General features: G+C 74.7%; 10 protein-coding genes. 9 read left to right on the forward strand and 1 reads right to left on the reverse strand.

Going from position 1 to position 15,199, the window contains the following annotated elements; genetic code table 11:
- Window positions 1-213 precede the first annotated feature (213 nt).
- On the forward strand, window positions 214-4,191 hold the full coding sequence (locus ACGF07_RS12130) for a beta-N-acetylglucosaminidase domain-containing protein (protein ID WP_392897594.1): 3,978 nt from the start codon (window positions 214-216) through the stop codon (window positions 4,189-4,191).
- A 159-nt stretch (window positions 4,192-4,350) separates the two neighbouring features.
- Here ACGF07_RS12130 and ACGF07_RS12135 read toward each other — a convergent pair whose 3' ends face one another.
- Complete coding sequence (locus tag ACGF07_RS12135; protein ID WP_350739959.1) at window positions 4,351-4,995, reverse strand: HNH endonuclease; 645 nt, start codon at window positions 4,993-4,995, stop codon at window positions 4,351-4,353.
- Window positions 4,996-5,519: 524 nt separating this feature from the next.
- Between ACGF07_RS12135 and ACGF07_RS12140 the strand changes: the two genes are divergently transcribed.
- The 8 genes from ACGF07_RS12140 to ACGF07_RS12175 all read left to right on the forward strand — a co-directional run bounded on the left by ACGF07_RS12140 (window position 5,520) and on the right by ACGF07_RS12175 (window position 15,195).
- Window positions 5,520-6,695 carry a mechanosensitive ion channel family protein gene (locus tag ACGF07_RS12140; protein WP_392897596.1) on the forward strand — a complete coding sequence of 392 codons (1,176 nt, stop codon included), beginning with the start codon at window positions 5,520-5,522 and terminating at the stop codon, window positions 6,693-6,695.
- Window positions 6,696-7,074: 379 nt separating this feature from the next.
- The gene (locus ACGF07_RS12145) at window positions 7,075-8,265 is read left to right on the forward strand and encodes an ROK family transcriptional regulator (RefSeq protein WP_392897598.1); all 1,191 of its coding nucleotides are present in this window, start codon (window positions 7,075-7,077) and stop codon (window positions 8,263-8,265) included.
- 169 nt (window positions 8,266-8,434) lie between these two features.
- Window positions 8,435-9,754 carry an ABC transporter substrate-binding protein gene (locus ACGF07_RS12150; protein WP_392897775.1) on the forward strand — a complete coding sequence of 440 codons (1,320 nt, stop codon included), beginning with the start codon at window positions 8,435-8,437 and terminating at the stop codon, window positions 9,752-9,754.
- 27 nt (window positions 9,755-9,781) lie between these two features.
- Complete coding sequence (locus tag ACGF07_RS12155; RefSeq protein WP_350749178.1) at window positions 9,782-10,825, forward strand: sugar ABC transporter permease; 1,044 nt, start codon at window positions 9,782-9,784, stop codon at window positions 10,823-10,825.
- Between the two features lie 21 nt (window positions 10,826-10,846).
- Window positions 10,847-11,755: a carbohydrate ABC transporter permease gene (locus ACGF07_RS12160; RefSeq protein ID WP_392897600.1), complete on the forward strand. Its 909-nt coding sequence runs from the start codon at window positions 10,847-10,849 to the stop codon at window positions 11,753-11,755.
- Window positions 11,755-13,089, forward strand: coding sequence for a 6-phospho-beta-glucosidase (locus tag ACGF07_RS12165; protein ID WP_392897602.1), 1,335 nt, complete (start codon window positions 11,755-11,757; stop codon window positions 13,087-13,089). Before ACGF07_RS12160 ends, ACGF07_RS12165 begins: the two co-directional genes overlap by 1 nt.
- Before the next feature lie 156 nt (window positions 13,090-13,245).
- Entirely contained in the window at window positions 13,246-14,265 is a 1,020-nt protein-coding gene (locus ACGF07_RS12170; RefSeq protein ID WP_392897604.1) for an N-acetylglucosamine kinase, read from the forward strand.
- Window positions 14,266-14,439: 174 nt separating this feature from the next.
- Window positions 14,440-15,195 (forward strand): hypothetical protein, encoded by a 756-nt coding sequence (locus ACGF07_RS12175; protein ID WP_392897606.1) that lies wholly within the window; start codon window positions 14,440-14,442, stop codon window positions 15,193-15,195.
- The last annotated feature ends 4 nt before the right edge of the window (window positions 15,196-15,199 follow it).

Genomic DNA, 15,199 nt, shown 5'->3' on the forward strand with positions numbered 1-15,199 from the left:
TGACGTCCGGGCCTCCGACGCCCGCGTTCTGACGTAGCGCCTCGGGCCCGTTCCGCCGATTCGGCGGGGCGGGCCCGAGGTGGTGTCAGGAGCAGGGCCGACCGGGGGAGGAACGGGGGCAAAGTGGGCATAGCCGTCGGCGGCGTTGACACCGGGTTGGGTAGCTGGTGGGGTTTGCTCGCGATGTGGTCCAGGCCTGTTGAGGAGGCTCCTGTGCAAGCCCGTGTGTCCGTTGTGGCCGGGCGGCGGCTGCGGCAGCAGCTGGAGCGGAGCCCGGCGCTGCGGGAGGTGCTGCAGCATCCGGCGGCGTTGGGTGCGCGGCGGGCGACGGCGCGGACGTGTCGTCAGTTGGCGCCGCGGACCGCGGACCGGCTGATCGCCGATCTGAAGGGGACGGAGCCGCTGTTGGCGTCGGTGCGGGCGGAGCGTGCGACGGGGCGGCCGGGGCGGCGGGCGATGCAGATCGCGGCCGGGGTCGCGGCGGCGGCGGTGGTCGGCGGGCTGCTGGCCGGGCCGGTGCCCTCGGCGGCGTACGCGGCGACGCCCGGGCCGGACGCGGTGAGCACCGCGCCGCAGACGCCGCTGGGCAGTGTGACGAACCCGCAGGTGTTCCCCCGGCCGCAGGAGCAGACCGTGGCGGGCAAGGCGGTGACGGTGCCCGCCGAGGTGACGCTGGTGCCCGCGCCGAAGGTGGACCGGGGTGCGGTGGACGCCGTGCGCGAGGTGCTGGCCGTCGCCGGCGCCACCTCCGTGGTTCCGCAGCCGGACGGCGGGACGCCGGCCGCCGGGTCGCTGGTGGTGTACGTCGGCGGCCCCGCCGAGGACGCCGGGGGCGAGGTGGACCGGACGCTGCGCCGGCTGGCGGCCGCGGCCGGCGCGAAGGACGGCTCCGCGCCCTCGCCGGCGGGCATGCCGGCCGGCGGCTACGTGCTGTCGGCGGGTCAGCTGCCCGCCCAGGGCGGCGGGACGTACGGCGCGGTGGTGCTGGCGGGCGTGGACCCGGCCGGCACCTTCTACGCCGCGCAGAGCCTGCGCCAACTGCTCGCCGCCGTACCGGCCGAGCAGGGGCAGGGCCCGGGCGCGGCCGGGCTCGGGCTGCCCGGGGTCGCGCTGCGGGACTGGCCGAGCGGGGCGGCGGTGCGCGGGACGGCGGAGGCCTTCTACGGCACCCCGTGGACCGCGCAGCAGCGGCTGGAGCAGGTCGACTTCCTGGGCCGCTCCAAGCAGAACTTCTACCTCTACGCGCCCGGTGACGACCCGTACCGGCTGTCCCGCTGGCGGGACGCCTACCCGGCCGCCCGGCAGTCGGAGCTGCGCGAGCTCGGCGACCGGGCCCGGCAGAACCACGTCACCCTCGGCTACGCGATCTCCCCGGGGCAGTCGCTGTGCTTCAGCTCCGACAAGGACGTCAACGCGCTGGTCGCCAAGCTGGACGGGCTGCGCAAGCTCGGCTTCACCGCCTTCCAGCTGCAGTTCCTGGACGTCAGCTACGACGAGTGGCACTGCGACGACGACCACGACGCCTACGGCAGCGGCCCGGCCGCGGCCGCCAAGGCGCAGGCCGCGCTGGTCAGGAAGGTGCAGGAGCGGCTGATCGCCCCGAACCCCGGCCTGGCACCGCTGTCCGTCGTACCGACCGAGCTGTACAAGCAGGGCGCCACGCCGTACCGCAAGGCGCTGGCCGAGGCGCTGCCGGCCGGGGTGCAGGTGGCCTGGAGCGGCGGCGGGGTGATCCCGGAGAAGGTCACCGGCGCCCAGACCTCCGACACCGGCAGCCTGTACGGGCACCCGCTGCTCACCATGGACAACTACCCGGTCAACGACGCCAGCCCGGACCGGCTGTTCCTCGGCGCCTACACCGGCCGCGAGCCCGAGGTCGCGACCCGCTCGGCGGTGCTGCTGACCGGCGCGATGCAGCAGCCGGTCGCCTCCCGGATAGCGCTGGCCACGGCCGGCGACTTCGCCTGGAACCCCACCGGCTACAAGCCCGAGGACTCCTGGCAGGCCGCGGTGCGCTCGCTGGCCGGGCCGACCGGCGGCGGCGCCACGCCCGCCGGGTCGGCGCTGGCCGCCGTCACCGCGCTGGCCGGCAACAGCACCTCCTCCCCGCTGTCCAAGCAGGAGTCCGGCTACCTGGCGCCGCTGCTGGAGCGGTTCTGGGCGGCCGCCGAGCCCACCTCGGGCGCCACCCCGGACCTCGCCAGGCTGATAGAGGCGGCGGCCCCGCTGCGGGACGCCTTCGCCGCGATGGCCACCGCCCGGCAGACCCTGTCCGACACCCAGGCCACCGCCCAGCTGGCCGCCGAGGCCGGCCCCTGGCTGGCCCCCCTGCGCGACTACGGGCTGGCCGGGCAGGCCGCGCTGGACATGTTGCTCGCCCAGAAGGGCGGCGACGGCGCGGCGGCGTGGAAGGCCCGGGTGCGGCTCAACGGGCTGCGCGCCCAGCTGGGGCAGTCCCCGGCGACCATCGGCGCCGGCGTGCTCGACCCGTTCCTGGAGCGGGCGGTGCGCGCCGCCGACAACTGGTCCGGCGTGGTCGGCGGCGGGGTCACCGCGACCAGCAGCATGGGCACCGCGCAGGACCACCTGCCGGCGCTGATGACCGACGGCCAGGCCGACACCTTCTACTGGAGCTCCGCTCCCCCGCAGCCCGGCGACTCGGTCGGCGTGGACCTCGGCGCCGGCCGGCCGGTCACCGGCGTGACCGTGCTCATGGGCGGCTGGGGCGACGGCCCCGACGCGCGGACCGCCGTGGACGACTACATCCGCGACGGCGTGCTGGAGTACAGCACCGGCGAGGGCGGCTGGAAGCAGCTCGCCGTGGTGAAGAACCAGAAGACGGTCAGCGCCCAGCTGCCGCCCGGCACGGTGGTGCGGGCGGTGCGGCTGCGGGCCACCGCCGCCCAGAAGACCGCCGTCGCGGTGCGCGAGTTCACCGTCACCGCCCCGGACGAGGCCCCGGCCAGTGTCTCCGGCGGCCCCGAGGCACTGCCCGGCTCCTCGGCCGCGGCCGTGCTGGACGGCAACCCGGACACCGCGTACCGCGCGGCCAAGGCGCCGACCGCGCAGGACGAGCCGCTCACCGTGGAGCTGGGCAGCGCCCGCCCGCTGGACCGGCTCACCGTGCTGACCGACCCGAACGTGCACGCCACCGCGACCGTCGCGGTGCGCCGCTCGGACGGCACCTGGACGGACATCGGCACCGTCCAGCCCGGTTACAACGAGCTGCCGGGCGGCGGGCAGCCGGCCGACGCGTTCCGGCTGACCTGGAAGCCCGGCGGCGACCCGCCGGTCGTCAACCAGGTGATCCCCTGGTACGCGGACGTCCCGGCGGCCCGGCTCGGCCTGGCCGACCCGGCGGTGGACGTGGTCACCGGCGCGTCCGCGCCGGCCAGGACCCAGGCCACCGTGGAGGCCGGCCGTCCCGAGGGCACCAGCGGCGAGCTGCACACCGAGGTGCCGGCGGCGGCCAAGGGCCTGACGGTGACCCCGGCCGGGGCGGTCAGCGTGCCGCGCGGCGGCCGGGTGGGCGTGCCGCTGCTGGTCACCGCCGCCCCGGGGACGCCGTCCGGGACCTACCAGGTGCCGGTGTCGTACGTGGCGGGCGGCACCACCGTGAAGCAGGTGCTGGAGGTGCACGTGGTGCCGCCGACCGGCGGGCCGGACCTCGCCGTCGGTGCGAAGGCGACCTCCTCGGGCGACGAGACGCCGGCCTTCCCGGCCGCGGCGGTCGCCGACGGCGACCCGAAGTCCCGCTGGTCCTCGCCGGCCAAGGACGACGCCTGGGTGCAGCTGGAGCTGCCGCAGGCCGTCCACCTGGGCGCCGCAGTGCTGCACTGGCAGTCCGCGTACGCCTCCTCGTACCGGATCCAGGTCTCGCCGGACGGCAGCACCTGGACGGACGCGGCGAAGGTGGACATCGGCAAGGGCGGGGACGAGACGGTGCGGTTCGACGCCCCGGGCGTCCGGTTCGTGCGGATGCAGGGCGTGGCCCGGGCCACCAAGTTCGGCTACTCGCTGTACGGCATCGAGCTGTACGCCGTCACCGCGCCGGCCGCCCCGCCGCAGCCGCCGGTCGCGCCGCCGGCCCAGCCCGGCCAGCCGGGTCAGCCCGGCCAGCCCGGTCAGCAGGGCTCGGGGCAACCGGGGGCCGTACCCGCGACGACCCCGCCGGCGGCGCCGAAGCAGTAGCGGCGGGCCGGGGCCCGGGAAACCTCGTACTCAGGCGGCCCTCCGGCCCGCGGAGGAGGCGGGAACGCGGCGGGCCGCCGGGCTCCCCGGTGCGGGGGGCGCGGCGGCCCATGAGGCGCGTACCGACGGTGTGACGGGCGGGCCCTTGTGGTGCGGTGGTCAGGCGGAGAGCGGCTCGGGCTGCTCGCCGCGGCGGACGGGGGTCGAGTGGGCGCCGTGCGCCCGGCCGATCGGGACGGTGTGGCTCGGCTCGGTATGGTCGTGGTGCTCGTACTCGCCCCACTGCGGGGCGCGCAGCTGGTCCGCGCCGCCGTACGGCTCCAGGTAGGGCCGCCAGCGCGGGTCCTTGATGCCGGTGCCGATGATCCGCCAGGCGAGGCCGCTGGGCGGTGCCGGCGGGCGCTTCATGCGCCAGCCCAGTTCGGTGAGGTGGCGGTCGGCCTTGGTGTGGTTGCAGCGGCGGCAGGCGGCCACCACGTTGTCCCACCGGTGCTGGCCGCCCCGGCTGCGCGGGATGACGTGGTCGACGCTGGTGGCGGCGGCCCCGCAGTAGACGCAGCGACCGTGGTCCCGGGCGAACAGCGCCCGGCGGGTGAGCGGGACGGGCCCGCAGAAGGGGACCCGGACGAAGCGGGTCAGACGGACGACGGACGGCGCCGGAAGGGCGCTGGTGGCGCTGTGCAGAGTGACTTCCGAGTCCTCCAGGCTGACCGCCTTGTGATTGAGGACGAGGATGAGTGCGCGGCGCATCGATACGACGCCGAGTGGCTCGTAGGACGCGTTGAGGACCAGGACATGCGGCACGGATGCCTCCTTGGACGCCTGCGGCGCGTGGCTCGCGCCGGGACGAGCGGTTGGATCGCACAACGAGTGCGCGATCTCCCCCAGTGTCGCCTTACGCCTTCGTACGGCGCCACCACTCCTGTGTAACGGACCTGACGTGAACTCCGGGTGTGGCTCCCGTCATACCCCGTATGCCCTGCGAAGGGTCCGGTTGCACCCCGGGGCGGACGGGGCCGTCAGGGTGTCCCGCCCGGGGGACGGCTCGGCCGGTCGGAGCAGCGTCCGGGCCCGTACGGCGGCGCCTCCGGGGCCGTCGGGAGGCTGTTCCGGGTGGGGCGGGGCATTGCGGATCGGTACCACAGGGGTGGTGGGGGCGGTGCGCCCGAGGAGCGCACCGGGGCGTTGACGGGGCGTCCGGGGCCCTCCGTACGCCCGTCGGCGTGTCCGGGCGGGTGTTCGGCAGCGGCTAGGCTGAGGCGCACGGTCCGCGGGCCGCTCGCGGCGGCGCGGACCCCGTCACGCTCCCAGCCAGGAAGGTCCCGCACGTGTTCCGCTCCGGCGCCACCGGTCCGACCGACGCGTCCCCGACGCTCTCCACTCCGACGCCGGCCCCCTCACCCACCGCACCCGGCCTGCCGCAACTGGACCTGCGCATCCCGACCAGCGCGCAGGAGGTCACCGACACCACGAAGCAGGCGGCCAGCTGGTTCGACACCCACTGGCAGAGCTGGCTGGCGGGCGGTCTGCAGATCGTCCTGATCATCGTGCTGGCGCTGGTCCTGCGGACCGTGGTGAACAAGTTGATCACCCAGCTGATAGCGCGGATGGCGCGCAGTCACGAGAACCGGGAGGAGAGCCGCCTCGGCGGGCTGCTGGCCAACACGGGCGTGGTGAACCCGGAGCGGCGCCAGCAGCGCTCGGAGGCGATCGGCTCGGTGCTGCGCAGCGTGGCCTCCTTCACGATCCTGGGCACCGCGGCGCTGATGGTGCTGTCCGCACTCGGGGTGAACCTGGCGCCGCTGCTGGCGAGCGCCGGTGTGGCCGGTGTGGCCATCGGTTTCGGCGCCCGCAACCTGGTCACGGACTTCCTCTCCGGGGTCTTCATGATCATGGAGGACCAGTACGGCGTCGGCGACGAGATCGACACCGGGGTGGCCAGCGGCACGGTGCTGGAGGTCGGGCTGCGGGTGACCAAGCTGCGCGGGGCGAACGGCGAGATCTGGTACATCCGCAACGGCGAGGTGAAGCGGATCGCCAACATGAGCCAGGGGTGGGCGACCGCCTCGGTGGACGTGCAGGTCGGCTACAAGGAGGACCTGCAGCGGGTCGAGGACCTGATCCTGGAGACGGCGGAGTCGCTGGCCAAGGAGGCGCCGTACGACGAGCTGGTGTGGGCGCCGGTGTCGATCCTGGGCGTGGAGTCCGTGGCGGCGGACTCGGTGGTGGTGCGGGTCGAGGCCCGGACGGCGCCGGGCAAGGCCGGGGTGGTCTCCCGGGCGCTGCGCCAGCGGCTGAAGGCGGCCTTCGACCGGGCCGGGATCAAGGTCAAGGAGGAGGCGGCGGTGGCCACCGGCGTGGCGATCACCGCGGCGGAGCCGTCGGCGCCGTCGGCCCCGGCCGCGGTGGCCGCGCCGGCCGACCAGGCCCCTCCCGCCTACCGGGCGAGCGAGCCGGTGGCGCTGCCGAAGCCGGCGGACGACCCGGCGGCCAGCAAGCCGTAGCGTCCCGCCGCGCCGCCGGACGAAGCCCCGCCCCCCTCGAGGAGGCGGGGCTTTTCGCTGCCCGGGCGCTCCGACCGGGCGCTCCCGGCCGATGCCTGACCGCCGCCGGGCCGCCGCGCGGTAACGCTTCGGCATCCTCCGCTCCACGGCCCATTGACACCCCGCTGACGGGGCCCGTACGGTCCTGTTCACGCGGACTGGAAAGTTTCCTAACAGTTCACGCCGCCATCCCGTCACGCCGCACCGCCGTCACGTCACGCCGCACCGCGGCACCGGCGCCGCTGCACCACCCGCTCCACCGCCATCCCGTCGCGTCACCTCGGTTCACGTCGACCCCCGTCGCTTCACGTCGGACAGCCGGAAGGGGAGGATCCCGGTCATGACCAACAGCACCGCCAAGGCCCCCCTCGCCGGCACCCCGAGCCTGCTGCGCGCCATCAACGACCGCGCCGCCCTCGAACTCCTGCTGGCGAACGGCCCGCTCTCCCGCACCCAGATCGGCACCCTGACCGGGCTGTCCAAGCCCACCGCCTCCCAGCTGCTGGCCCGTCTGGAGACGGCCGGGCTGGTCCTGCCGGTCGGCACCACCGCGGGCGGCCCCGGCCCCAACGCGCAGCTGTACCAGGTGAATCCGGCCGCCGGGTACGCCGCCGGGCTGGACGTCACCAACAGCGGCATCAGCGTCGCGATCGCGGACATCACCGGCACCACCCTGGCCGAGCACACCGTGTCCACCAGGGGCGTGCCGGCCGCCGGGACCGTCCCCGCGGTCGCCGCCGCCGTCGCCGAGACGGCCCGGGCCGCCGGGCTCGCCGAGGGGAGCCTGCGCACCGTGGCGATCGGCGTCGGCGGCGCCCCCGACCCGGTCACCGGCAAGCTGCGCTACGCCTCCCACCTGCCCGGCTGGCACTCGCCGCGGCTGGTCGAGGAACTGTCCGAGGCGGTCGGCGCGCCGGTGTCGATCGAGAACGACGTCAACCTGGCCGCCGTCGCCGAACAAGCCACCGGTGCGGCCGCGGGCTTCGAGGACTTCGTCCTGCTCTGGGCCGGGTCGGGCACCGGCGCCGCGGTGGTGATCGCCGGGCGGCTGCACCGCGGCTTCACCGGCGGCGCCGGCGAGGTCGGCTACATGCCGGTGCCCGGCTCGCCGGTCGAGTGGGACGCCCGCCGGCGCAAGTTCGGCGGTTTCCAGGCCCTGGTCGGCGCACCCGCCGTCCGGGCGCTGGCCCGGGAGCACGGCCTCGGCGCGCCCAGTGCCGAGGAGTCCATCACCAGGGCGCTGGCCACCCCGGGTGCCGGCGACGCCTTCCTCGGTGAACTGGCCGGGCGGCTCGCCGTCGGGCTGGCCGTGATCGTCGCCGTGGTCGACCCCCAGCTGGTGGTCCTCTCCGGGCCGGTGCCGAGCGCGGGCGGTGAACGGCTCCGCGCCCTCGTGGAGGAGGAACTGGCCCGGATCTGCCTCGCCCGCCCGGAAGTCCGCAGCGGCGCCCTGCCCGGCTCACCCGTCCTGCACGGCGCCCTGCAGCGCGCCCTCGCCGACGCCCGTGAGGCGGTCTTCTCCACCCACTGACCCTCCCCCCGCCCCCTGAACCCTCCCCTCCCCCTCCCCGCACCCGCTCCCTCCCCGCACCCACCTCTCCCGACCCCCGACGCGCGACCCGAGGCGATGAGGCCTGCCCGCGCACCACCAGGAGGATCCCGAAGTGCACGCCACCACCTCCCGCAGAGGCCGCCGCGCGATGGCCGCCGCCACCGGCACCGCCGTGCTGGCCCTGCTCGCCACCGCCTGCACCGGTTCCGACGGCGCGGGCGGCACCGACGACTCGGCCTCCGGCAAGGACGTCACCATCACCTTCTGGCACGGCTGGAGCCAGGACAACGAGGTGAAGGCGATCGACGCCAACATCGCCGCCTTCGAGAAGGCCCACCCCAACATCCACGTCAAGACCGTGGGCAACATCGCGGACGACAAGGTCAACCAGGCCCTGCGGGCCGGCGGCGACGACGCGCCGGACGTGGTGTCCTCCTTCACCACCAACAACGTCGGCATGTTCTGCTCGACCAAGGCCTTCGTCGACCTCCAGCCGCTGCTCCGGAAGAGCGGCATCGACCCGGCCAGGACCTTCCCGGCGGCGATGCTCAACTACACGCGGTTCCAGGGCGACCAGTGCTCGCTGCCGCTGCTCGGCGACGCCTACGGGCTGTACTACAACAAGAAGGCCTTCGCCGCCGCCGGCATCACCGCCCCGCCCCGGACCTTCAGCGAGTTCGCCGAGGACGCCAGGAAGTTGACCATCGCCGACGGCGACTCGTACCGGCAGCTCGGCTTCATGCCGCTGTACCACGGGTACGAGTCGACCACCGAGCACTTCCTCGGCCAGTACGGCGCCACCTACTTCGGTGCCGACGGCAAGTCGAACATCGCCACCGACCCGAAGGTCGCCGCGATGCTCGACTGGCAGAAGGGGCTGGTCGACCAGCTCGGCGGCTACGCCAGGCTGGAGAAGTACCGGGCCACCTTCGGCGAGGAGTTCAGCGCCAAGAACCCCTTCCACACCGGCCAGGTCGCGATGGCCATCGACGGTGAGTGGCGCACCGCCTCGCTCGCCGAGAACAAGCCCGACTTCGACTGGGCCACCGCGCCGTTCCCCGTCCCGGACGACCAGGCCGGCACCTACGGCCGCGGCTACCAGACCGGCACCATCATCGGCATCGCCGGCACCAGCAAGAAGCAGGCCGCGTCCTGGGAGCTGGTCAAGTACCTGACCACCGACACCGACGCGGTGGTCGCCTTCGCCAACGCGATCCACAACGTGCCGAGCACCTTCGACGCGCTCAACTCGCCGAAGCTGGTGAGCGACCCGAACTTCAAGACCTTCCTGGACGTCGCCAGGAACCCCGACTCGGGCACCACCCCGGCCAGCGTCAACGGCGGCGGCTACATCGTCTCGCTGCAGAACCTCGGTTACGACTACGAGTCCGGCAAGCAGCCCGACCTGCACGCCGGCCTGGCCGCCACGGCGAAGCAGATCGACACCGACATCGCCCAGGCCAAGTAGCCGGCGGGAACGGTCAACGGAGCTCCCATGTCACTCGCGTTCGGCACCCGCAAGGGAGGCGCCCCCGACGGCGGCGCCTCCGAGGGCGGCGGTTCCGCGGGCGCCGGGCCGGCCCACCCGGCGGCGGCCTCCTCGCAGCGCCTGCTGCGCCGGAGGCGCCGCCGGGAGGCGGCCCGCACCCTCGCCTTCCTCTCGCCCTGGCTGATCGGCTTCGGCGTCTTCTTCGTCTACCCGCTGGTCTCGACGGCCTACTTCTCCTTCACCCGGTACAACGGCTTCGGCGCGCCCGCCTTCGACGGGCTCAGGAACTGGGATTACGTCCTCGGCCAGCTGCCGGCCTTCTGGCAGGGCCTGCGCAACACCCTGTGGCTGGTGGTCGTCATGGTGACCCTGCGGGTCGCCTTCGGCCTCGGCGTCGGGCTGCTGATCACCAAGATCAGGACCGGCGTCGGCTTCTTCCGCACGGTGTTCTACCTGCCGTACCTGGCCCCGCCGGTGGCCGCCACCGTCGCCTTCGCCTTCCTGCTCAACCCCGGCACCGGCCCGCTCAACCACCTGCTCGGCGAGCTCGGCCTGCCGCAGCCCGGCTGGTTCGCCGACCCCGACTGGTCCAAGCCCGCGCTCACCATGCTCGCCATGTGGGGCGTCGGCGACCTGATGGTCATCTTCATGGCCGCGCTGCTGGACGTCCCCAAGGAGCAGTACGAGGCGGCCGAACTGGACGGCGCGGGACCGCTCCAGCGGTTCCGGTACGTCACGCTGCCGAACATCTCGCCGATCATCATGTTCGCGGTGGTCACCGGCGTGATCCAGACCATGCAGTACTACACCCAGGCGATCGTCGCCGGGAAGGTGGCCAGCGGCATCGCGGGCAACTCCGGCCAGCAGTTCGAGCCGGGCTTCCCGCAGGGCTCCACCTGGACCCTGCCGCAGATGGTCTACAACCTCGGCTTCCAGCGCTTCAACTACGGCGCGGCCTGCGTCGTCGCCCTGGTGCTGTTCGCCATCTCGATGGCCGTCACCTCGATCCTGCTCCGCCGCCGCTCCGGCTTCATGGCGAGCGACGACTAGCGGACCCCTGAGGACTCCACCATGACTCTCAGCTCCACGCTCCCCGGGGCGCCCGCCCGGACCGGCACCCACCGGGCCGGCGGCCCCGCCGCCCGGGCCGCCCGGCGCCGCGCCGCGCTCAGCTGGGTCGCCGTGCACTCGCTGGCGATCGCCGCCGCGCTGTTCTTCCTGCTGCCCTTCGTCTTCGTCTTCCTCACCTCGGTGATGGACGACCAGCAGGCGCTCACCACCGACTACTGGCCCACCCACTGGGAGTGGGGCAACTACGGCAAGGTCTGGAACACCCCCGGCTTCCTCACCTGGTGGCGCAACACCCTGCTGTACGCCGGGGCCGGGACCCTGCTGACCGTCGTCTCCAGCCTGCCCGTCGCCTACGCCCTCGCCAAGTTCCGCTTCCGCGGCCGCAACCTGGCCCTGATGGCGGTGATCGCGATGATGATGCTGCCGCCGCAGGTCACCGTCATCCCGATGTACCTGTTCTGGGCCAAGCAGCTGGGCCTGGGCGGCTCGCTCTGGCCGCTGATCGTCCCGATGGCCTTCGGCGACGCCTTCTCCATCTTCCTGCTGCGCCAGTTCCTGACGACCATCCCCAAGGAGTACCTGGAGGCCGCCCGGATCGACGGCTGCGGCGACCTGCGCACCCTGCTGCGGGTGGTCCTGCCGATGGCCAGACCGGCCGTCGCCGCCGTCGCCCTGTTCCAGTTCTTCTACTGCTGGAACGACTACTTCGGCCCGCAGATCTACGCCAGCAACAACCAGGGGTCCTGGACGCTCAGTTACGGCCTCGAGTCGTTCAAGGCCGCCCACCACACCAACTGGAACCTCACCATGGCCGCCACCCTGCTGGTGATGGCACCCGTGATCGTCCTCTTCTTCTTCGCCCAGAAGGCCTTCATCGAAGGCGTGACACTGACAGGGGTCAAGGGCTGATGTCCGCCACACTCACGGCCGCCGGCTCCGCACCCGGGCCGGCCCGCTCACCGCTCAAGCTCGCCATCGTCGGCGGCGGTTCCACCTACACCCCGGAGCTGATCGACGGCTTCGCCCGGCTGCGCGACACCCTGCCGGTCGGCGAGCTGGTGCTGATCGACCCGGCCGCCGAGCGGCTCGAGCTGATCGGCGGCCTGGCCCGGCGGATCTTCGCCGCCCAGGGCCACCCCGCCGCCGTCACCACCACGGCCGACCTGGCGGCCGGGGTCGCGGACGCCGACGCCGTCCTGCTCCAGCTGCGCGTCGGCGGGCAGGCGGCCCGCAACCAGGACGAGACCTGGCCGCTGGAGTGCGGCTGCGTCGGCCAGGAGACCACCGGCGCGGGCGGGCTCGCCAAGGCGCTGCGCACCGTCCCGGTCGTGCTGGACATCGCCGAGCAGGTCCGCCGGACCAACCCGGACGCCTGGATCGTCGACTTCACCAACCCCGTCGGCATCGTCACCCGGGCCCTGCGGACCGCCGGCCACAAGGCCGTCGGGCTGTGCAACGTCGCGATCGGCTTCCAGCGCAGGTTCGCGGCCCACCTGGGCGTGGACCCGGAACGCGTCCGGCTGGACCACGTCGGACTCAACCACCTGACCTGGGAGCGCGGGGTCACCCTGCTCGACGCCCCCGGTGCGGCGACCGGGCGCGAGGTGCTGCCCGCGCTGCTGCGCGACTTCGGCAAGGAGATCGCGGACGACCTCCACCTGCCGCAGGCCTTCGTGCAACGGCTCGGCGTGGTGCCCTCGTACTACCTGCGGTACTTCTACCAGCACGACGCCGTGGTCGAGGAGCTCAGGGCGCAGGGCTCGCGGGCGGCGCAGGTCGCCGAGATCGAGCGCCAGCTGCTGGAGCTGTACGCCGACCCGGCCCTCGACACCAAGCCCGAGCTGCTCGGCCGGCGCGGCGGGGCGTTCTACTCGGAGGCGGCCGTCCAGCTGATCGCCGCGCTGCTGGGCACCGGCGGCGGGACGTCCGTCCAGGTGGTCAACACCCGCAACGACGGGGTGCTGCCCTTCCTGCCGGACGACGCCGTCATCGAGGTCCCCGCCGAGGTGGACGCCGCCGGGGTGCGGCCGCTGCCGCAGCGGCCGGTCGAACCGCTGTTCGCCGGACTGATCGCCGCCGTCACCTCGTACGAGCACCTCGCGCTGGAGGCCGCCCTGCACGGCGGCCGCGACCGGGTCTTCGACGCCCTGCTCGCCCACCCGCTGGTCGGCCAGATCGAACTCGCCGACCGGCTCACGGATCGGCTGCTCGCCCACAACCGCGAGCACCTCGCCTGGGCCTGAGCGCCCGGCCGCGGGGGGGGCCCCCCCCCCGGCGGGGGGGGGCGGGGGGGCGGGGCCCCCCCGCCCCCCCCCCGGGGGGGGGCCCCCCGCGGCGAGGAGACCGACCACCCCCGGCCGGGGCTTGCGGCCGGGCCACGTACGAGCCGCGGGGACCTGATGACCCACCAGCCCGAACCACTCCTGCCCGGCGTCCTCGCCATCGACGCGGGGAACTCCAAGACCGACGTCGCCCTGATCGGCGCCGACGGCACCGTCCTGGGCACCGCCCGCGGCGGCGGCTTCGCACCCCACCGGATCGGCGGCGCGGCCGCCGTCGCCGGGCTCGCCCCGCTGGTCGAGGAGGCTGCCGCGGCGGCCGGCCACCCCGCCGCCGACGGCGTGCTCACCAGCCACGTCAGCGCCTGCCTGGCCAACGCCGACCTCCCGGTGGAGGAGCAGGCCCTGAGCGCCGCCCTCGCCTCGCACCCCTGGGGCGTCAGCAGCACCGTCGTCAACGACACCTTCGGGCTGCTGCGGGCCGGCACCGACGGCCCGTGCGGGGTCGCCGTGGTCTGCGGCGCCGGGATCAACTGCGTCGGCCTGCTGCCGGACGGGCGCACCGCCCGCTTCCCCGCGCTCGGCGAACTCACCGGCGACTGGGGCGGCGGCTCCGGGCTCGCCGCCACCAGCATGTGGCACGCCGTCCGCTCCGAGGACGGGCGCGGCGGGCCGACGGCGCTGGCCCGGGCCATCGCCGAGCACTTCGGCCTGCCGAGCGCCGGGGCCGTCGCGGAGGCCGTCCACCTCGGGCACCTGCCGAGCGCCCGGCTGCACGAGATCGTCCGGGTGCTGTTCGCGGTCGCGGAGGAAGGCGACGCCACCGCGCTGGAGCTGATCGACCGGCAGGCCGACGAGATCGTCCGGCTCGCCGTCGTCGCCCTCAAACGGCTGGACCTGCTGGACACCCCCACCCCGGTGGTGCTCGGCGGCGGGGTGCTCGCCTCCCGGCACCCGCTGCTGCTCGACAACGTCGAGGCCCGGCTGGCCGGGACCGCCCCGCTGGCCGAGCCCCGGGTGGTCGTCGCGCCGCCCGTCCTCGGCGCGGCGCTGCTCGGGCTCGACCACCTGGGCGCGGGCCCGGCGGCGCAGGCGCGGCTCCGCGCGGCGTACGAGGCCCAGCGGCCGGTGGCGGCCTGAGGGGCCGTCCAAGACCTCCCGCCCCCGCCGGATCCGCACGTCCGGCGGGGGCGGGAACCGCTCCCTCGGCGGCGGGCGGGAACCCCTCCACCGACGGCGGGCGGGAACCCCTCTCCCGACGGCGGGCGGTACCCGGATGCCGACGTCAGCCGCCGCGCGGGAGAGACTTGTGCCATGGCCGTGCCCCGCATCCTCCTCGCCGCCGCCGCGCTGACCGGTACCGCCCTGGCCTGCCTCACCGGCTGCACCCCCGCCGAGTCCCGCCCGACGGTGGCCGAGGCCTCCTCCGCGGCCGCCCTCGCCGACAAGGGCGGCGACCAGGGCGCCGACGACCTGTTCGACGACGACCTGTTCGACGACGATGACGACCTGCCGGCCGACCTCGACGGTTCCGCCGCCGACAGCGCCCCCGGTGACAGGACGGCCGGTGACAGGGCGGCCGGCGCTCCCGCCACCGGCCCGGTCTCCGTGCCGAGCGGCGGCCGGCCCTGCCCGGCTCCCAGCCGGCTGCCCGGCCACCAGGTGCTCGTCGTGGTCTCCGCCGGTCCGGGCGAACTCACCGCCCAGCCCGGCCGCTACACCTGCGAGCCGCCCGGTTACGAGGCCACCGGCGAGCCCGTCCACTACGGATTCGCGGCGGCGGGCGTGACGGCGACGCTGGTCGACCGCCCGCACGGGGACGCGGCGAAGAGCGTCCGCCTGGACGAGCTGATCACCCACCTCGACGACTGCCTCGCCGAGTCCGACCCGGCCGATCCCTTCGGGTGCTACGGCAACGCCTACGACGTGGTGCTCGACTCGCACGGGCGGATCATGCGGATCGGCGAGGTCGGAGCGAGCGGGGCGAGCGGCGGGACCGGGTCGGAGCAGACGGGGGACGCCGGGCAGCCCGGGCAGACGGGGCAGACCGGGCCGGCCGGGGCGCAGTAGACCG

The sequence above is a fragment of the Kitasatospora sp. NPDC048194 genome, assembly GCF_043202455.1.
Classification (GTDB): domain Bacteria; phylum Actinomycetota; class Actinomycetes; order Streptomycetales; family Streptomycetaceae; genus Kitasatospora.